The sequence below is a fragment of the Amycolatopsis sp. NPDC058340 genome (assembly GCF_042723975.1).
In the GTDB taxonomy this organism is placed as follows: domain Bacteria; phylum Actinomycetota; class Actinomycetes; order Mycobacteriales; family Pseudonocardiaceae; genus Amycolatopsis.
The window spans coordinates 683,041-701,075 of sequence record NZ_JBHXIB010000001.1 but is presented as its reverse complement, the minus strand read 5'-3'; the positions used below and the strand labels follow the sequence as shown (position 1 = coordinate 701,075).

The following is an 18,035-nucleotide window of genomic DNA, read 5'->3' as shown; positions in this document are numbered from 1 at the left end:
GCTGCCTCGTCTGCAGCAGGCCCGGTCAGGCCACGGTGGCCGGATAGGGACTCTTCATGGCGCCGAAGTAGGCCTCGGGCGCTCCCTCGAGGTGCTCGGGCAGTTCGTCCATGAAGGCGCGCAGCAGCGGGGTCTTGTTGTGCCGATCGAGGTCCTCCTGCGAACGCCAGATCTCATAGAGGAAGAACCGGCCGTCTTCTTGTTCGTGGAGGTGGTACTGAAGGTTGCCCGCGTGCCCTCGCGACGGCTCGACGAGGTCCATCAGGAGGCTCCTGAGCTCGTCGGCGTGCCCGGGCTTGGGAGTCAGGAAGCCGTAGAGGGAGACGGGCGCGGTCGAAATAGTCGTCATGCAAGCAACGTTAAGAGGTGACATCAATGTCAGCTTCAAGCCGCTGCGGCATGAGGGGGGTCACATGAAGATCGGGGAGCTGTCCCGCGAAACAGGCGTGGCCATACGTCTTCTCCGCTACTACGAGGCCCAAGGTCTGTTCACCTCCCGCCGCAGCGAAGGTGGCCACCGCCAATACGGTCCCGAGGCCCCCGCCGCCGTGGCCCGCATCCGCACGCTGCTCGCCGCCGGACTCCCCACCAAGGTCATCCGCGAGCTCATGCCCTGCTTCGTCGGTGACGGGACCCAACTCGAGGCCTGCGTTTTCGACCACCTCAGAACCCAGTACGCCGAGTTGGACTCCCGCATAGCGAACCTCACCCAAGCCCGCACGGCTCTGGGCGACATCCTCCAAGCCTCCACCCGAGCGGCCGTCCACGGCTGAACCGGCTGTCACGCGCGGGAAAGGCCTGGCCCCGCACCTGCTGGACACGTACTTCGGCACGCAGAGCAAACGGAGACTAAGTCGCGCGACGCCGAGGCATAGCCCAGAAGAAGCGACGTCCCCGCTGATCAGCAGGGACGTCGAGTTGGTGGGCCGCCTGGGGCTCGAACCCAGAACCTACGGATTAAAAGTCCGCAGCTCTACCAATTGAGCTAACGGCCCGTGCGGCCGAGTCTAGTAGACCGCCGTCGGCCACCAGGATGCCGGGGCCGACGCCGGAGCGCCACGGAATTGTCGGGGGTCTCTGCCAAGGTCGTGGGCATGGACACGATCCCCGACGAGAACTACGCGGCGAGCTGGGAGGGCGACCGCCCGGAGCCTCCGCGCGTGGCGAGCGAGCGCGAGATCCTGACGTCCACGCTCGATTGGCATCGCCGCACCTTCGAGCTGAAGTGTCAGGGGCTGACGCCGGAGCAGATGGCCATGCGGCCGATCGAGCCGTCGGGTTTGTCGCTGCACGGGCTGCTCCGGCACCTCACGGGCACCGAGCGGTGGTGGTTCCGCCTGCAGTTCGCGGGCGAGGACGTGCCGATGCTCTATTACTCCGACGAGTGGCCCGAGCAGGACTTCGAGGACACCGGTGGTGACGTCGAGGCCGCGTGGGCGGCTTGGCGTGCGGAGTGCGCGCGGTCGCGGGAGATCGTGGCGGCCGCGTCGCTCGACGACACGGGCAAGAGCCGTCGCGACGGGGAGCCCTTCTCGTTGCGGTGGCTGCTGACCCATCACATCGCCGAGTACGCGCGCCACGCCGGGCATGCCGACCTGCTGCGCGAGCGTATCGACGGGAGGACCGGCCACTGAAACCTTGAAATGCGATGCTGGGCTGATGAACGCCGATCCCGATTCCGGCCTCCTGTCCCCGGTCCGCGCCGGCACGCCCGCCGAGGCGGCGACGGGTGATCTCGCCTGGTTGCGGGCCCTTCTAGACACTGAGGCGGCGCTCGCCAGGGCGCAGGCCAGCACCGGGTTGATCCCGCGGGCCGCCGCGGCGGCGATCACCGAGGCGGCCGCGACCGCCGACATCGACGTGGTCGCGTTGGCGAGGGCGGCTCGTGAGACGGCGAACCCGGTCGTGGGGCTGGTCAAGGAGCTGACCGACGCCGCCGGGACGGAGTACGTCCATCGCGGCTCCACCAGCCAGGACATCTTCGACACCGCGATGATGCTGGTCGCCGCGCGGACGCGGACGCTCATCGTCGCGGACCTCGAGTCGACGGCGGGCGCGCTGGCGGACCTCGCCCGCGCGCACCGCGACACGACCATGGCCGGGCGCACCCTCACCGCGCACGCGGTGCCGACCACGTTCGGGCTCAAGGCGGCGGGCTGGCGTCAGCTCACGCTCGAAGCGCTCGACAGGCTGAACCGTGTCGTCCTGCCGGTCTCGCTCGGGGGTGCCGCGGGCACGAGGGCCGCGTACGCCGAGTACGCGCGCCTCGCCGACCTGCCCGAGGGCTATCCGCAGCGCCTCCAGACAGCCTTCGCCGAGGAGACCGGGCTCGCCGAGACCACGCTCCCCTGGCACACCCTCCGCACGCCGACGGCCGACCTCGCGGCCGCGCTCTCCTTCACCGCCGCCGCGCTCGGGAAGATCGCGGTCGACGTCCAGTTCCTGACGCGGACCGAGGTCGGGGAGGTCGCCGAGCCGGCGGGCGAGGGCCGTGGCGGCTCTTCGGCGATGCCGCACAAACGCAATCCGGTGCTCGCGACGCTGATCCGCTCGGCCGCGCTCCAGGTGCCGGTGCTGGCCACCGGCGTCACCCAGGCCATGGTCTCCGAGGACGAACGGTCCGCGGGCGCGTGGCACGCCGAGTGGCAGCTGCTGCGCGAGTGCCTGCGCCTGACCGGCGGCGCCGCGCACACGGCGGCCGAGCTCGCCCGCGGCCTGGTCGTCGAAGGTGAGCGCATGCGCGAGAACCTCGGCCTCACGCACGGCCAGATCGTCTCCGAGCGGCTTTCGACGGTGCTCGCCCCTCTGCTCGGCAAGACACGGGCAAAGGAGGTTCTCGGGCACGCGTCCAAGCTCGCCCTCGAAGAGAACAAGAGCCTCGGCGAGGTTCTGTCCGGCCTGCCGGAGGTAACCGGAGTGCTCCCCACCGAATCCCTGGCCGGCCTGCTGGATCCCGCGAACTACACCGGCTCGGCCGGGGTGCTCGTCGACGCCGCGCTGGAGGCTCGCGAAGAAAATCCGAAAGCTCCTTGAACCGGTTCCGGACCGGCTCCGTGTAGGGGGTACAAGCTCACCGCGCCAAGCCGCGGAACCCCTACGAACAAGGAGAAATCCCATGCTTCGCAAGCGTTTCGTCGTCGCAGCGGCGTCCGCGGCCGTGGGCCTGGTGGCGCTGTCGGCCTGCTCCGGCGGCACCGAGGCGGCGGCCCCCGCGGTCGCTCCCGCCGCGGCGGTGGCCGGGGCGGGCGGGAACGCCCCCGCGGCCAAGGGTGAGACCAAGGTGGCCGTGGCCGAAGCCGGAAACCTCGGCCAGGTCCTCGTCGACAAGGACGGCTTCACCTTGTACCGCTTCGACAAGGACAGCGCGAAGCCGCCGAAGTCCAATTGCGACGGTGACTGCGCGAAGGCCTGGCCACCGGTGCTGGCCGAGGGCGAAGTCCAGATCGAAGGCGTGGATCAGGCACTGGTCGGCGAAGTGACCCGGGCCGACGGACGCAAGCAGGTCACCGTCGGCGGATGGGCGCTTTACCGCTACGCCAAGGACTCCAAGGCGGGCGAAGCGAAGGGGCAGGGTGTCGGCAGCACGTGGTACGCCGCGAACGCCAAGGGCGGCAAGGCGGGTCAGGCGGCGAAGGAAGCTCCGGCCGAACAAAAGGACGGTGCCACGAAGCTCGTCGCGAGCAACGTCGACGGTATCGGACCGGCCATTGTGGACCAGGACGGCTTCACCCTGTACATGTTCACCAAGGACAAGAAGAACAAGCAGCCGACCTGCAACGGTGACTGCGCGAAGACCTGGCCGCCGGTGCTCGCCGAGGGCGACGTCCAGCTCGAAGGCATCGACGCGAAGCTGCTCGGCAAGGTGAAGCGCGCGGACGGCACCATGCAGGTCACCGTCGGCGGATGGGCCGTTTACCGCTACGCCAAGGACGCGAACGCCGGCGAGGCCAACGGTCACGGCGTCGGCGGCACCTGGTTCGTCATCGAGCCCGCCGGTTGCAAGAGCACCGCGCCGGTGAAGGACAAGGCCGCACAGAGCGGGAACGCCGCCCCCAAGAAGGAGGAAGACGCTCCCGCCCAGGAGTCCGGTTACTGAGCCTTAGTGGGCGAGGCCCGGCGGTCGCTCATCCCGAGCGACGGTCGGGCCTTTTTCATGCTTCGGCCGGACGGCCGTGGCACTGTCGGCCCGCCGGTCCGCCACCACGGTCTCCTCTTCGTCCTCCGGCAGCTGCACCTTGTGCCGCGCGGGCAGGAACGCGATCACCAGCCCGAGCGCGGCGAGGCCGAGGTGCAGCCAGTTGTCCGGCCCGTTGAGGTTGAACGGGTTCCCGGCCTGTGAGACCGGGTTCGTCGAAACGGTCCCCGCGATCATGAGGCCCCAGACGAACAGCACCCCGAAGGCGACGAACGTCAGGAAACCGAAGACCCGGGACCGCCCCGACCCGAAGGTCAGCAGCAGACCGATCGCGCCCAGTACGACGAAACCGAGGTTGTAGAGGGGGTTCACCGAGAATCCGAGCACGGTCGCGTCGCTGCGGCCGGCGAAATCGGCGAACCCGGTCCTGGTGAAGCCCACGATTCCGAACACCAGGAAGGCCAGGCTCGCCAGCCCGGCGAGGACCTGGGCGGGCTGGACTCCCGCCGTCCGGATACGAGCGCGTCGTGCACGTGCCATTGCTCCGCCTCCCAGCGTTGGCGACCTGAATTCACGCTGGCCCCCGGATACCCCGCTGCCCTTCCGGACAAACCGCATCGTCCGAACGGGCCAGCCGTGAACACGAACGGGTGACGCGGTCAACAGGTCATGTGGGCAAGGTGAGCGGAGTCTTCCTTCTGGTGGGGCTGTCCCTTGGCGCCATCCTCGCGATGGTCCTGATCCCGCCGTCGCGGCCCGGTCCGGCGGCGGTCGCGGACGCGGCGCCGGTGGCCGAGGTGCCGACCGTCGAAGTCGAACCGGAGGAGCCGGTCGTGTCCCCGGCGCCCTCGTCCTCGGCCGCGCCGGGGACACCGCCGAAATCCGTCGACACCCAGGCCATCGCGGACCTCGTCCCCGGCGGGCAGGTGAGCGTGGTCGTCTACGACCGCACCACCGGGAAGAACACCGTTTCCCTCAAACCGGAACGGTCCTACACCTCGGCGTCGCTCGTGAAGCTGCTCATCGCGCTGGAAGCGCTTCAGGCGGGCGCACCGCCGAGCACCGTGCAGCGGATGCTCTCGGTCAGCGACGACGACATCGCCAGCAGGCTGTGGACGGTCCACGGCGGTCCCCGCATCGTCACCCGCTGGGCGGCCAAGATCGGTCTCGCCGGCACGCGTCCACCCGAGGATCCCGGCCGCTGGGGCGACACCCGGATCACCGCCGCGGACGTCGTGAAGATCTACCGCTACCTGCTGGACCAAGCGGGCGATGGGCCGCGCACGACGATCATGCGGGCATTGAGCGGCGCGACGGAGAACGGCTCCGATGGGGTCCGGCAGTACTTCGGCATCCCCGATGCCGTCGGTTCCCTTCCCTGGTCGATCAAACAGGGCTGGGCGTGCTGCCGCGGCTCACGGATCCTGCACAGCTCGGGCGCGGTCGGCGAAAACGACCGCTACCTCGTCGCCGTCCTGACCTCGCAGCCGACGTCGACCACCTACGCCGGTGCGGGCCGACGGGTGACGGACGTGGTCAAGGCACTGCTCCCCGCTATTGACGGCCTGTAAACAAGGTGGGACAGTGGCCTTACGCCGCTCTCTCGGGAGGTCGTCATGAGCACCGAAGCCCGCCTGCCCGCCGTGGCCCCGCTCGGCCCGGATTCCGTCGCCTGGCAGGTGGTCGGCGACCGGAGACTGCTGCTCGGCGCGGGGACGGCATTGCTGCTGCAGGTCGCGCATCCCGTCGTCGGCGCCGGCGTCCACGACCATTCGAACTACACCGAAGATCCGTGGGGCCGCCTCGACCGGACCATCGATTCCTTGCTGAGCCAGGTTTTCGGCGGCCAGGCGGCGATCGCGGAGGCCGAGCGGCTCCGCGAGATGCACAAGGCGATCAAGGGCGTCGACCAGCACGGCGAGCGCTATCACGCGTTGAACCCCGAGGCCTACTGGTGGGTGCACGGCTCGACGTTCTGGACGACCGTCCGCATGCACGAGGTCTTCGTCCATCGGTTGTCCGGCACGGAAAAGCGCCGGTTCTACGCGGAATGGCGACGTCTCGGCCTGCTGCTCGGCCTCCGTGAGCACCACATGCCGGAGGACCTCGAAGGATTCGAGGCGTACTTCGACGACGTCGTCGCGAACCGGCTCGAAGACAACCGAACGGTCCGGGAACTGCTCCAGTCGATCACCATGCGCGACACGCCACCGCCGCCGTGGTGGTTCTTGCCGGACGCCCTGTGGCGCCCCGTCCGGCCGGCGGGCGGGAACGTGCTGACCCTGTGCGCGATCGGCTTGCTGCCGCAGCCTCTTCGCGACCGCCTCAGTCTCAAGTGGACAGACGCAGACGAGCGCCGCCTTCGGCGCCTCGGAGCGGTCACGAGGGCGGCCGGAAAACGGGTTCCCGACCGGTTCCGCTTGTATCCCAAGGCTTATCGAGCGAAGTTATTCGACGACGTCCACTAGTGCGCCCTTGGCGCCGGTGTTGGGCAGCGGCCACGGCGTGACCCCGCCGTTGGTGATGATCTTCTTGTCCTGCGGCGCGCACGGCGGCACGGTCCGCGCGCCGATCCACGCCAGCACGTCGGGCACCTGCGCCTTGAAGGTGTTCATGTTGTGCCCGGCGTCCGGGATCCGCCACGACGAGAGTGTCGCGGGCGCGCGGACGGCCGCCTGGATCTGGTCGATCGAGAAGCTCTCGAAGCTTTCCTTGTCCCCCGCGATCGCGAGGATGTCGACCGGCGACGGATGCTTCTGCAGGTTCACCGTGACCGTGTTCGCGTCGGCGATGTCCTGCCTGCCCTTGAACAGGTTCTCCGTCTCCGCGTCCACCGAAGCCTTGTAGTAGCCGCTGACGCTCGCTGCCTGGCCGTACCACTGCGGATGCCGGGTCACCAGGTTCATCGCGCAGTACCCGCCCGACGACCAGCCCGCCATCGTCCACGCCTTCCGCTGCGGGTTGGCGCCGAGTTTCTCGATCGCCCAGTCGCGGATGTCGGCGGTCAGGTAGGTGTCGTTGGCGGTCCCGTTGACCTCGTCGATGCATTCGGTGTCGTGGCCGACCTTCGGTTTCCCGGTCGGGTCCGGGATGATCACCAGGGTCGGCGGGAGCACGTGTTTCGCGATGGCCGCGTCGAGCCTGGCGGGCAGCTCGTAGGGGCCGGTGACCACTTCGGGCCCGGACGGGTAGTTCGGGATCCATTCGATGACCGGGAATTTGAGCGACCGGAACGCGGGATCGTAGTACTGGGGCGGGAAGTACACCGAGACGTCGCGGGTAAGGCCGGTGCGTTTGCCGGTCACCGTCATGTGCACGACGGAACCCTTGCCCTCCTTGGCCCGCATCGCCCCGGCGTCACGCAGTTTGTCGAGGTCCGAACCGTTCTGCCCGGCGACGGCGTCGACACTCTCCCCCGAGTACACGCCGGTGCCGAACAGGGCGCCGACCGTCGGGAAGAACCCGCCGATCATGTTCCCGCCCATCCCGGTGCTGACCACGACCAGCACGACCGCGACGAGGATCGTGGTGCTGCGGCCGAGCACCTTGCGGCGCCAGCGTTCCCAGAGGAACGGGACGGCGATGATCGCGAGCAGCGTCAGCACCAGGACGATGACGAGGTTCAGTGTCGAATCGAGCCGGATGGCACTCAGTCCCAGTCCCATGGCGATCGTGTCCCTCTCCGGCCGCGGCACGCCCCCGCGCCGCATTCCCACATCTGGATCAAGAGACGTGCGACCACCGGATAGTGTTGTCCAGGGTGACGCGTGTCACCCTGGACAAACCGTGTCGCGGACTGCTCAGTCCGTGAGAGCGGTGCGCAACACCCCGATCGCCTGCGAGATGGCGGCTTCCGCGGCGTGCGTTTCGCGCAACGTGTTGAGCATGACGAAGTCGTGGACGATGCCCTGGTACCGCACTGCCGTCACCGGCACTCCGGCCTGACGCAGCTTCGCGGCGTACGCCTCGCCTTCGTCGCGCAGCACGTCGGCTTCCGCGGTGATCACCAGCGCGGGCGGGAGACCGGCCAGCTCGTCGAGGCTCGCCCGCAGCGGCGACGCGGTGATCTCCGCGCGCTGCGCCGGATCGGTCGTGTACTGGTCCCAGAACCACTTCATGCCGTCGAGGGCGAGGAAGTAGCCCTCGGCGAACCGCCGGTAGGACTCGGTTTCGAAGCTCGCGTCGGTGACCGGGTAGAAGAGCACCTGCTGCCGGAAGACGACGTCGCCGCGCTGCTTGGCGAGCAAGGTGAGCGCCGCGGTCATGTTCCCGCCGACGGAGTCTCCGGCGATCGCGATCTTCGTAGCGTCGAGCCCGTTTTCGGCGCCGTGCTCGGCGACCCACTTCGCCACCGCGTAGTTCTGCTCGATGGCGACCGGGTAGCGCGCCTCCGGCGAGCGGTCGTACTCGGGGAAGACGACGGCGGCGCCCGCGCCGACGGCGAGCTCGCGGACCAGGCGCTCGTGGGTGTGGAAGTTCCCGAAGACCCAGCCGGCGCCGTGGATGTAGACGATCACGGGCAGCGGCCCGGTCACGCCCTGGGGCCGCACGATGCGGACCTCGACGCCGTCCACGTGCGTGGTTTCGACGTCCGCGGCGGGCAACTCGACGTCGCCGCCCTGGACCTCGTCGACGGCCTTGCGCCCTTCTTCGGGCGGCAGCTGGAAGAGGAACGGCGGCGTGGCGGTGGCCTCGACGAAGGCCTGCGCGGCGGGTTCGAGGGCCAGGTTGTGCGGGTTGGCGGTCATTTCTGCCTCCTGGGTTCCGAAGTCGACACGACCAAGATAGCTCGCAAGTCAGTTGTGCACAACTAAAATGCACCCAAGGAGATTTAGCCCACTCAAGTGGCGATCCGCGGCATGATCGGCGCACCATGGGGACGAGGAGGACCGATGCCAACGGACAACACCGGGTCGCTGTGCCTGGACGATCAACTGTGCTTCGGGCTCTACGCGGCATCGCGGGCCGTGACCGCGCTTTATCGCGTGGTGCTCGACGATCTGGGCCTGACCTATCCGCAGTATCTGGTGATGCTCGCGCTCTGGGAGGAGGACGAGCGGCTGGTCAAGGAGCTCGGCACCGTGCTGAACCTCGACTCCGGCACACTGTCGCCGCTGCTCAAGCGGCTGGAGAAGTCCGGTCTGGTCCAGCGCGTCCGGCAGGCCGACGACGAGCGGTCCGTGCGGATCAGCCTGACCGAGGACGGCTCCGCGCTCAGGGAACGCGCGAGCGGGATCCCGAAGATCATCGGCGACGCGATGGGGCTCGACGCGGCCGGTCTCGCCCGCACCCGCGCGGAGCTCGATCGCTTGACCGAATCCGTCAACGCCTACCGCGAGGCCTACGTCCCGGCCGGTTAGCATGGGATTTCCGGCGCGGACAAAGGGATGACGATGATCGATCACGACGCGGCGCTCAAGGCCGTCGAGAACAGCTTGGACCGGCCGTCCGCGGCCCGCGTCTACGACTACTTCATCGGCGGCGACACGCATTACGCCATCGACCGCAACTTCGCCGAGAAGGTGCGCGAGCGCCTGCCACTGATGGGCGACTACTGCAAGACCAGCAGGCAGTTCCTCGGCCGCGCCGTGCGGCACTGCGCGGAACAGGGCATCAGGCAGTTCGTCGACATCGGCTCCGGGCTGCCGACGGCGGGCAACGTGCACGAGGTCGCCGACGAGGCGCGGCCGCAGGAGGACACGCATGTCCTCTACATCGACAACGAGCCGATCGCGCTCGCGCATTCGACGCTGCTGCTCGCCGACACCGCCGACCCGGACCGCCACCACGCGATCGCGGCGGATCTGTTCGATCCCGAGGACCTCTGGGAACGGGTGATGGACTCCGGGATCATCGACGTCCGCGAGCCGATCGCGCTGGTGGTCAACGCGGTCATGCATTTCATCAAGGACGAGCAGGACCCGGACGGGCTGCTGGACTTCTACCGCGACCGGCTCGCGCCGGGTTCGCTGCTGGTGCTTTCGCAGATGACCAACGAGAACCCGGCCAACGAGGAGGAACGGCAGGCGCTGCTGGACATCCTCGAGTACTACGAGACCACGACGAACCCCGGTTTCCTGCGCACCATGGACGAGTTCCGGCGGTTCTTCGGCGGCTGGCCGCTGCTGGAGCCGGGCCTGGTCTACGCGCCGGCGTGGCACCCGGACGAGAAGACGATCTTCGCCGCTTCGCCTTCGGAGTCTCGCGTCATCGGGGGTATCGCCCGCAAGCCGTAGCTTTTTCCGTGAAGGCCCCCTTCCCTCGGCTGAGCCGAGGGAAGGGGGCCTTCACGCGCTTGTGACGCGCGTCGCCTTGCAGTGCAACTAGGTGCATATGAAACTGGGTGCATGGCATTGGAGCACGCGATCCTCGTTTCGCTGTCCGAGCGGTCCGGCTCGGGCTACGAGCTCACGCGTCGCTTCGAGAAGTCCATCGGACTGTGGTGGAACGCCACCCACCAGCAGATCTACCGCGTCCTCAAACGGATGGAGGACGCCGGCTGGGTCACCGTCGACCAGGTCGCGCAGTCCGGGAAACCCGACAAGAAGGTGTACACCGTCGGCGACGCCGGGCGGACCGAACTGGCCCGCTGGCTCACCGAACCCGATCCGTCGGCCACCGCCAGGGAGCTCGCCGTGAAGATCCGCGGCGCGGCGCTCGGCGATCCGGCCGCCGTCGCCGCCGAGGTCACCCGGCATCGCGACGCGCACGCGGCACAGCTCGACGCGTACCTGCTGATCGAGAAGCGCGACTTCCCCGACCCGAGCGTCCTCAGTGGACAGTCGTTGCACCAGTTCCTCGTGCTGCGCGGAGGAATCCGAACCGAACAGGGCCACGTCGAGTGGCTCGAGGAAGTCCTCCAGGCATTCCACCACGATGCGTAAGGACCAGCGATGAGCCCGTACCCGAACCTGCTGTCCCCTCTCGATCTCGGCTTCACCACCCTGCGCAACAGGGTGATCATGGGCTCGATGCACACCGGCCTCGAAGACAAGGAAGCGCATTTCCCGCAACTGGCCGAGTACTACGCCGAACGCGCCCGCGGCGGCGTCGGGCTGATCGTCACCGGCGGCTTCGCGCCGAACCGGACCGGCTGGCTCCTGCCGCTGGCGTCGAAGCTCTCGACACGCGCGGAAGCCAAGGCGCACAAGCGACTCACCGATCCGGTGCACGAGGCGGGCGGCAAGATCGCGTTGCAGATCCTGCACGCGGGCCGGTATTCCTACCATCCGCTGAGCGTTTCCGCGTCGGGTATCAAGGCGCCCATCAACCCCTTCAAACCGCGGGCCCTCTCGGGATACGGCGTGCTGCGCCAGATCCGCGCGTTCGCCGATTGCGCCTTCCTGGCCAAGGAAGCGGGCTACGACGGCGTCGAGATCATGGGCTCCGAGGGCTACTTCATCAACCAGTTCCTCGCCGAACGGACGAACAAACGCACCGACAAATGGGGCGGCAGCGCGGAAAACCGGCGGCGGATCGCCGTCGAGATCGTGCGCCGCACCCGGGAAGCGGTCGGCGAGGACTTCATCATCATCTATCGACTGTCCATGTTGGACCTCGTCGAGGGCGGGCAGAGCTGGGAAGACGTCGTCGCGCTGGCCAAAGAGGTCGAGGAGGCTGGCGCGACGGTCATCAACACCGGTATCGGCTGGCACGAGGCGCGGGTGCCGACGATCGTGACGTCCGTGCCGCGCGCGGCGTTCACCTGGGTGACGGGCAAGCTCAAACCGCATGTCGGGATCCCGGTGGTCACGTCGAACCGGATCAACATGCCTGAGGTCGCCGAGGAGGCGCTGGCGAGCGGCGACGCGGACCTGGTGTCGATGGCGCGGCCGTTCCTCGCCGACCCGGAGTGGATCCGCAAGGCCGAGACCGGGCGCGAGGACGAGATCAACACCTGCATCGCGTGCAACCAGGCCTGCCTCGACCACGCTTTCAAGCGGAAACTGGTGTCCTGCATGGTGAATCCGCGCGCGGGCCACGAGACCACGCTGACGTTGGCGCCCACCCGCAAGACCAAACGCGTCGCCGTCGTCGGCGCGGGGCCGGCCGGGCTCGCGGCCGCGACCGGGCTCGCCGAACGCGGGCACACGGTCGAACTCTTCGAAGCCGACGACGAGATCGGCGGCCAGTTCGGGATCGCGCGCAAGATCCCGGGCAAGGAGGAGTTCGCGGAGACCATCCGGTACTACACGCGGCGGCTGGAGGTCACCGGCGTCAAGGTGCGCCTCGGCACCCGCGTCGCCGCCGCCGATCTGATCGACGCCGGGTTCGACGAGGTCGTGCTGGCCACCGGGGTGACCCCGCGGGTGCCGTCGCTCCCCGGGATCGACCACCCCAAGGTTCTGTCCTATGTGGACGTAGTCCGGCACGGGAAACCGGTGGGCGGCAAGGTCGCGGTGATCGGCGCGGGCGGGATCGGCGTGGACGTCAGCGAATTCCTGACGCATACCACCTCCCCCGCGCTCGATCTGGACGCGTGGATGGCCGAATGGGGCGTCACCGATCCCGAGCGGGCCGCGGGCGGGCTGACCGAGCGGAAGGTCGAGCCGTCACCGCGCCAGGTCTTCCTGCTGCAGCGCAAGAAGTCCGGGATCGGCGCGGGGCTGGGCAAGACCAGCGGCTGGGTCCACCGTGCCGCGCTGAAGGCCAAACGCGTCGAGCAGCTCACCGGTGTCGCCTACGACCGGATCGACGACGACGGGCTGCACATCACCGTCGGTGACAAGCCGCGCGTGCTCGATGTGGACACCGTGGTCGTCTGCGCGGGTCAGGAGCCGGTGCGCGACCTCGTCGACGACCTGCGCGCGGCCGGGCTGCCGGTGCACCTGATCGGCGGCGCCGACGTCGCGGCCGAACTGGACGCCAAACGGGCCATCGATCAGGGAACCCGCCTGGCCGCCGTTCTCTGACGTGGGGCCTTGTAGATGGCAGGATGAACCCTTGTGCGGGACGTATGCGTGATCGGGCTCGGGTTGATCGGTGGTTCGCTGCTGCGCGCGGCGCATTCGATCGGCCGCACCACGTTCGGGGCGACGACCTCCGAAGCTGACGCGGACGCCGCCAGCAGAGCGGGTTTCGACGTGACCACGCAGGTCGAAGCGGCGCTGAGCAAGGCGGCGGAGCGGGACGCGATGATCGTGCTCGCGGTGCCGCTGCCCGCGGTCGAGGAGGTGCTCCGCACCGTTTCGCGGGTCGCCGGGCACTGCGTCCTCACCGACGTGACCAGCGTGAAGGGCCCGGTGCTCGACTCGGTCCGGCGCCGCGCGCCGTACGCGAAGTTCGTCGGCGGGCATCCGATGGCCGGGACGGCGAACTCGGGCTGGAAGGCGAGCAACCCGGCGTTGTTCGGCGGCGCCGCGTGGGTGCTGGGCGTCGAACACGACACCGATCTGACGGCGTGGGCCGAGGTCGCCCAGCTTGTACTGGACGTCGGCGCGCACGTCGTGCCGCTGCCCGCGGACTCGCACGACGAGACGGTCGCGCGGATCTCGCATCTGCCGCATATCTTCGCGGCCATCCTGGCCACGATCGGCGCGCAGGGCGGGCCGCTGGCGATGTCGCTGGCCGCCGGGTCCTATACGGACGGCACGCGGGTGGCCGGATCGAGCCCGGCGCTGGTGCGGGCGATGACCGAGGGCAACCGGGACGCGCTGCTGCCGATCGTCGACGAGGCGCTCGGACGGCTGGGCGCGGCGCGGGGTTCGCTGGCCTCGACAGGCGGCCTCGCGGTGACGGTCAACGCGGGTCACGAAGGGGCGCAAGCGTTTGCGGCCAGTAAGGACGCGGAACGCGCCGGGGTGCGGGTCAGCCTGACCGCCCCGGACGCGCGCGACGGCCTGATCGCGCTCGGCGAGCGCGGCGGCCGGATCACGGCCATCGAAGGCGACACCGCGATCGGCGAGGTCTCCTGACGCGTTTCGTCCTCTGAATGCGGTCCTTGCGTGTGCAAGTACCGCGTTCAGAGGACGAAATGCGGGGGTTACTGGCCCTGCGGCGGGTTCTGGGGCTGGGGGTTGTCGGGGGTGTCGTCGAACTTGTTGATGAACCCCTTCGCCTTCTCGACACCCGAGTCGATCTGGGAGTCGTGACCGGAGAACTTCGACTTGGCGAAGTCGGCCGCCTTGTCCAGGCCGCCCTCGATCTTGTCGTTGTGCTCGCGGAGAGCGTCGGTGGCCTTGTTCTTCAATTCATCGAAGTTGATGCCCATGGCTTCATCGTCACACAAGGACCGGCGAACCCGCCTCGACGATCACCCGTCGTGGGGACGCTCAGAACGGCCGGTCGCCCGCGATGGCGACGCGTTCGGCCACCCGCGCGTACGGGTGGTAGTCGTTGACGGCGTAATGCTGGGTGGCGCGGTTGTCCCAGAAGGCCACCGAACCCGGCCGCCAGGCGAAGCGCACCTGGAACTCCGGGATATGCGCCCGGCTGAACAGGTACCGCAGGAGCCTGTCGCTCTCGTCGCGGTCGATGCCGACGATGTGCGTCGTGAAGGCCTGGTTCACGAAGAGGGTGCGGCGTCCGGTTTCCGGATGCGTGCGGACGACCGGATGCTCCACCGGCGGGAACGCGTCTTGGTGGCGCAGCAGGAGTTCCGGGTCGGAGAAGCGGTCGAAGCCGGGGATGAAGTCGTGCACCGCGGTCAACCCGTCGACGCGCTCGCGGATGTCGTCGGGCAGGTTGTCGTAGGCGGCGGCCATGTCGGCCCACATCGTGTCGCCGCCCACCGGCGGGACCTCGATCAGCCGCAGGACCGAGCCGAGCGCCGGCGCGGGCCGGAACGTGACGTCCACGTGCCAGATGTTCTCGAACGCGGGCATGGTCGCGGACCGGGCGAACCGCGTGGTGTCCTCGGTGTCGCCCTTCGGGATGAACGGGTTCGTCTCCAGCTCGCCCCAGTTGGCGGCGAACGCGCGCTGGTGCGCCGAAGTGATGTCCTGGTCGCGGAAGAACAGCACCTTCCACTCCAGCAGCGCGCGATTCAGCTCGGCGTGGAGCTCGGGCGTCAGCGGCCGGGCGAGGTCGACGCCGCTGATCTCGGCACCGATCACCCTGCCCAGCGGGCGTAGCGGGAAAAGCTCGTACGGGCGTTCCTCGACACCTTCCGGCAGGCGCCGCAGCAGGCGCGGCCCTTCGAGGATCCCGCCGTCGGGGACAGTCGCGGGGCGGAGACGGACACGGTCGGGCAGTTCGATGGACATGCTGGGCTCCAGGGGTTTCCGATTTCCGGGAAGGACGGAACCGGCCACCTTTCACAGGCGGCCTTCACGGGAAATACGGCTACGCGGGCGGAGAACCCAAACGGCCACGGCGCAGGAGCAATGCGGCGACGCCTTCACCCAGCGAACGGTGCGGCGCGGACTCCCAAGTGACGGACACGACCCCATGGTGGGCGCGATTTGGCGTGCGGTCAACAGCGTCCATGAGACGGGACGATCATCGTCTCCGCTCGGAGGGGAAGCTGCCCGACCACGTGTTCCGCTGCTCGCGCGGCCGCAGCGCCTCGGCCAGCACCCACTGCGAATGCGTCGTGCCGCCCCGGCCCACCGGACCGAGCTGGAAGGTGACCCAACCGACCCAGTGCCCCGTCGTCGTCGCCCGCCACATCCCCAGCAGTCCGGGGACGGTGGCGGTCAGATCCAGGCCGTCGGGCAGGCGGGTCTTCACCGCGCCGACGGGGTACACCAGCTTGAGATCGACCCAAACGGGCTGGTTGGGCCGCACCATGTGCAGGTGACGCGGCCCCGGCGGCAGCGTGTCACCAGTGTCGAGCATGCGTCGATTATGCGTGAAAACTCGAACATTAGTTCGAGATGATGCTCACCCATCCCCCGTCCGGGTGGGTAGGTTCAGGCACGGCGGTGATACGGCAGGAATCGCCGGACCAGCCGCAGCGGCGCGCGTTCGACGAGGTCGGGGCCGCGCACGGCGTCGAAGGCGGCACCGATCTGGTCGACGACGCCGGACAGCTGCTCGTTGTCGGGCATCGGCATCTCGTCCGGGTCCCGTTCCTCGCGGACGGCGGCCGCGAGTTCGGCGAGGGCCGCCGTCAGGAGCGCGATGTCGGCCTTGTCGGGGGCGGGGGCACCGCGCCCGAGGGTGACGCCGACCTCGGTGACGGCGTCGGCGACGCGTTCGAGCCCGGCGATCACCGGCCACCACGCGACGGCCTGCCGTCCGGCGGCGGAGGGTTCGACGACGACCTGCTGGAACGCGGTCCGCAGGTCGGCCAGTGCGCGGTAGGCGCGGCGGCGGGCGCGCGAGCGGTCCAGTCGCGCTTCACCCGACGGCGCGAGCACGAGTCCTTTGTCGACGTACTTCACCAGGCTGTCGAGGCTGTCGGCGAGCCGTCCGCCGACCTGTGGCCGTCGGCTGCCCGGCCAGAGCAGGTAGCCGAAGATCAGGACGATCGCGCAGCCGAGCACGGTGTCGACGAGCCTGGCGAGCACGACGTTCCAGCTTCCGGTGCTGGCGAGGTCCATCTGCAGGATGATCAGCGGTGTCACGAAGGCGCTGAGGATGCCGTAGTTGCGGACCTTGCCGACCGCGACGCCGCCCGCGAAGACGGCGATCAGCAGCACCAGCAGCCAGCCCTCGCCGCCCGCGGCGAGCACGGCCGCGCCGATGCCCACGCCGATCACCGTGCCGATACCGCGCAGCACGGCGCGGCCGAAGACCGAGCCGAAGTCCGGTTTGAGGACGATGCCGACGGTGAGCGTGATCCAGTAGGACCGTTCGAACGGGACGAGCAGTGCGACGACTTCGGCGATCGCGACGCACAACGTGAGGCGGAGCGCGGCGAACCAGGTGAGCGGGCCGGAAACGAGCGAACCAGCCCAGCCGCGAAGGCGTTTGTGCCACGGCTGGATCTCGCGCCGTTTCCGGTTGTCGCCCTTGCCTATCCGGGCGAGGCCGGCGTAGAGCGCGGCGAGGACCGGGTCGGCGTTTTCGGGCGCTTCGGGAGGCTCGGGTAGTTCCTGGTTCGCGAGGACGGCGGCCGAGGTCGCGATGAAGTGGTCGATCACGTCGTCCGGGGCGTGGCGGCCGGCGTTGACCATCGCGACCGACGCCTCGACGGCGGGGGTGCTGGCCGAGAGCAGGTTGAGCAGCTGGCGATAGGTGGCGTCGCGGCCGGACAGCCAGGACCGGGCGGTGAGCAGCCGGTCGTACGCGGTGTTCATCGCGGTCGTGAGCTGGTGCCGCGCGACGCGTGAGGTGGCCTCGTCGGTCGCGGAGAGCATCGCGGCGAGCTCGACGTAGACGTGCGCGACGGCGCCGCGTTCGGGGCTGGTGGCGCGGAAGGTCCAGGTGGCGAGCGCGATCAGCAGGCTCCAGGCGGCGCCGGCGCAGAAGTAGCCGAGGAGGACTTCGACGCGCAGGCCGGTGACGTGCTGGCCGGTGCCGAGCACGCAGAAGACGAACATCTGCAGCCCGGCGACCGACGCGTTGCTACCCGCCGCGCTGATCAGCGCGGACACCGCCGCGACCCCGACGACGACCGGGATGGACGCGGCGGGGACGCCGCCGGTGATCAGCCCGGCGAAGTAGCCGAGGGCGGCGGCCGCGGTGGCTCCGCCGAGCCGCCGCGCGCGGTAGCGATACGGGCCGGCGGATTCGGAAAGGACGGTGGGCAGGGCGCCGGTGGACACGAGCGCGCCGACGCCGATGTCGCCGAGCGCGTAGCCGACGGCGAGCGGGACGGCGAGGGCGAGGACGGCGCGGGCGACCATGTTCCACGGAATGGGAACCGGTGTGCTGCGGAGCAGCTGCACCAGCCAATGTGGTGCGGCGATCTCGCGGCGCGGCGTGCTCACGCCTCCATCTTTACTCATCGGACGGTCCGGCCGAGGGTGGCGCGTTGCGAAAGCCACTTTCGCAACGTTGAAGGTTGCGAAAG

19 protein-coding genes and 1 tRNA gene are annotated in these 18,035 nt (G+C 69.2%); 11 read left to right on the top strand and 9 right to left on the bottom strand.

Annotated elements, in window-relative coordinates; translation table 11 throughout:
- Window positions 1–25: 25 nt before the first annotated feature.
- Window positions 26–349 carry a putative quinol monooxygenase gene (locus tag ACFWIW_RS03445; protein WP_378366890.1) on the bottom strand — a complete coding sequence of 108 codons (324 nt, stop codon included), beginning with the start codon at window positions 347–349 and terminating at the stop codon, window positions 26–28.
- Window positions 350–413: 64 nt separating this feature from the next.
- Between ACFWIW_RS03445 and ACFWIW_RS03440 the strand changes: the two genes are divergently transcribed.
- Window positions 414–773, top strand: coding sequence for a MerR family transcriptional regulator (locus tag ACFWIW_RS03440; protein WP_378366889.1), 360 nt, complete (start codon window positions 414–416; stop codon window positions 771–773).
- Window positions 774–919: 146 nt separating this feature from the next.
- Here ACFWIW_RS03440 and ACFWIW_RS03435 read toward each other — a convergent pair.
- A tRNA-Lys gene (locus ACFWIW_RS03435) sits at window positions 920–995 on the bottom strand.
- Between the two features lie 99 nt (window positions 996–1,094).
- Between ACFWIW_RS03435 and ACFWIW_RS03430 the strand changes: the two genes are divergently transcribed.
- From ACFWIW_RS03430 to ACFWIW_RS03420, 3 genes are all read left to right on the top strand, one after another.
- On the top strand, window positions 1,095–1,634 hold the full coding sequence (locus ACFWIW_RS03430; RefSeq protein WP_378366888.1) for a DinB family protein: 540 nt from the start codon (window positions 1,095–1,097) through the stop codon (window positions 1,632–1,634).
- Window positions 1,635–1,659: 25 nt separating this feature from the next.
- Window positions 1,660–3,033, top strand: coding sequence for an adenylosuccinate lyase family protein (locus ACFWIW_RS03425; protein WP_378366887.1), 1,374 nt, complete (start codon window positions 1,660–1,662; stop codon window positions 3,031–3,033).
- Between the two features lie 82 nt (window positions 3,034–3,115).
- Window positions 3,116–4,096, top strand: a complete 981-nt coding sequence (locus ACFWIW_RS03420) for an SCO0930 family lipoprotein (protein ID WP_378366886.1) — start codon at window positions 3,116–3,118, stop codon at window positions 4,094–4,096.
- 3 nt (window positions 4,097–4,099) lie between these two features.
- Here ACFWIW_RS03420 and ACFWIW_RS03415 read toward each other — a convergent pair whose 3' ends face one another.
- Entirely contained in the window at window positions 4,100–4,675 is a 576-nt protein-coding gene (locus ACFWIW_RS03415) for a DUF4383 domain-containing protein (protein WP_378366885.1), read from the bottom strand.
- 131 nt (window positions 4,676–4,806) lie between these two features.
- On the opposite strand from ACFWIW_RS03415, the gene ACFWIW_RS03410 reads away from it, so the two are divergent.
- Together ACFWIW_RS03410 and ACFWIW_RS03405 are read left to right on the top strand one after the other, a co-directional pair.
- The gene (locus tag ACFWIW_RS03410; protein WP_378366884.1) at window positions 4,807–5,706 is read left to right on the top strand and encodes a hypothetical protein; all 900 of its coding nucleotides are present in this window, start codon (window positions 4,807–4,809) and stop codon (window positions 5,704–5,706) included.
- Window positions 5,707–5,751: 45 nt separating this feature from the next.
- Window positions 5,752–6,603, top strand: a complete 852-nt coding sequence (locus ACFWIW_RS03405; protein ID WP_378366883.1) for an oxygenase MpaB family protein — start codon at window positions 5,752–5,754, stop codon at window positions 6,601–6,603.
- Here the strand turns inward: ACFWIW_RS03405 and ACFWIW_RS03400 are convergent.
- Together ACFWIW_RS03400 and ACFWIW_RS03395 are read right to left on the bottom strand one after the other, a co-directional pair.
- Entirely contained in the window at window positions 6,583–7,800 is a 1,218-nt protein-coding gene (locus ACFWIW_RS03400; RefSeq protein ID WP_378366882.1) for an alpha/beta hydrolase, read from the bottom strand. The genes ACFWIW_RS03405 and ACFWIW_RS03400 overlap by 21 nt on opposite strands.
- Window positions 7,801–7,935: 135 nt before the next feature.
- Window positions 7,936–8,883: an alpha/beta hydrolase gene (locus ACFWIW_RS03395; RefSeq protein WP_378366881.1), complete on the bottom strand. Its 948-nt coding sequence runs from the start codon at window positions 8,881–8,883 to the stop codon at window positions 7,936–7,938.
- A gap of 144 nt (window positions 8,884–9,027) precedes the next feature.
- On the opposite strand from ACFWIW_RS03395, the gene ACFWIW_RS03390 reads away from it, so the two are divergent.
- From ACFWIW_RS03390 to ACFWIW_RS03370, 5 genes are all read left to right on the top strand, one after another.
- Window positions 9,028–9,495: a MarR family winged helix-turn-helix transcriptional regulator gene (locus tag ACFWIW_RS03390; protein WP_378366880.1), complete on the top strand. Its 468-nt coding sequence runs from the start codon at window positions 9,028–9,030 to the stop codon at window positions 9,493–9,495.
- Between the two features lie 27 nt (window positions 9,496–9,522).
- On the top strand, window positions 9,523–10,371 hold the full coding sequence (locus ACFWIW_RS03385) for an SAM-dependent methyltransferase (protein ID WP_240596102.1): 849 nt from the start codon (window positions 9,523–9,525) through the stop codon (window positions 10,369–10,371).
- Between the two features lie 111 nt (window positions 10,372–10,482).
- A complete protein-coding gene (locus ACFWIW_RS03380; RefSeq protein WP_378366879.1) occupies window positions 10,483–11,019 on the top strand; it encodes a PadR family transcriptional regulator in 537 nt (178 codons plus the stop codon).
- Window positions 11,020–11,028: 9 nt separating this feature from the next.
- Window positions 11,029–13,047 carry an FAD-dependent oxidoreductase gene (locus tag ACFWIW_RS03375; protein WP_378366878.1) on the top strand — a complete coding sequence of 673 codons (2,019 nt, stop codon included), beginning with the start codon at window positions 11,029–11,031 and terminating at the stop codon, window positions 13,045–13,047.
- Between the two features lie 48 nt (window positions 13,048–13,095).
- Window positions 13,096–14,049: a prephenate dehydrogenase gene (locus ACFWIW_RS03370; RefSeq protein WP_125687133.1), complete on the top strand. Its 954-nt coding sequence runs from the start codon at window positions 13,096–13,098 to the stop codon at window positions 14,047–14,049.
- A 68-nt stretch (window positions 14,050–14,117) separates the two neighbouring features.
- Here ACFWIW_RS03370 and ACFWIW_RS03365 read toward each other — a convergent pair whose 3' ends face one another.
- The 4 genes from ACFWIW_RS03365 to ACFWIW_RS03350 form a co-directional block, all read right to left on the bottom strand.
- Window positions 14,118–14,345 (bottom strand): antitoxin, encoded by a 228-nt coding sequence (locus ACFWIW_RS03365; protein ID WP_016330787.1) that lies wholly within the window; start codon window positions 14,343–14,345, stop codon window positions 14,118–14,120.
- A gap of 61 nt (window positions 14,346–14,406) precedes the next feature.
- On the bottom strand, window positions 14,407–15,339 hold the full coding sequence (locus ACFWIW_RS03360) for a TauD/TfdA dioxygenase family protein (RefSeq protein WP_378366877.1): 933 nt from the start codon (window positions 15,337–15,339) through the stop codon (window positions 14,407–14,409).
- Window positions 15,340–15,574: 235 nt separating this feature from the next.
- Entirely contained in the window at window positions 15,575–15,913 is a 339-nt protein-coding gene (locus tag ACFWIW_RS03355; RefSeq protein WP_378366876.1) for a hypothetical protein, read from the bottom strand.
- A 74-nt stretch (window positions 15,914–15,987) separates the two neighbouring features.
- Complete coding sequence (locus ACFWIW_RS03350; RefSeq protein WP_378366875.1) at window positions 15,988–17,952, bottom strand: FUSC family protein; 1,965 nt, start codon at window positions 17,950–17,952, stop codon at window positions 15,988–15,990.
- Between the last annotated feature and the right edge of the window lie 83 nt (window positions 17,953–18,035).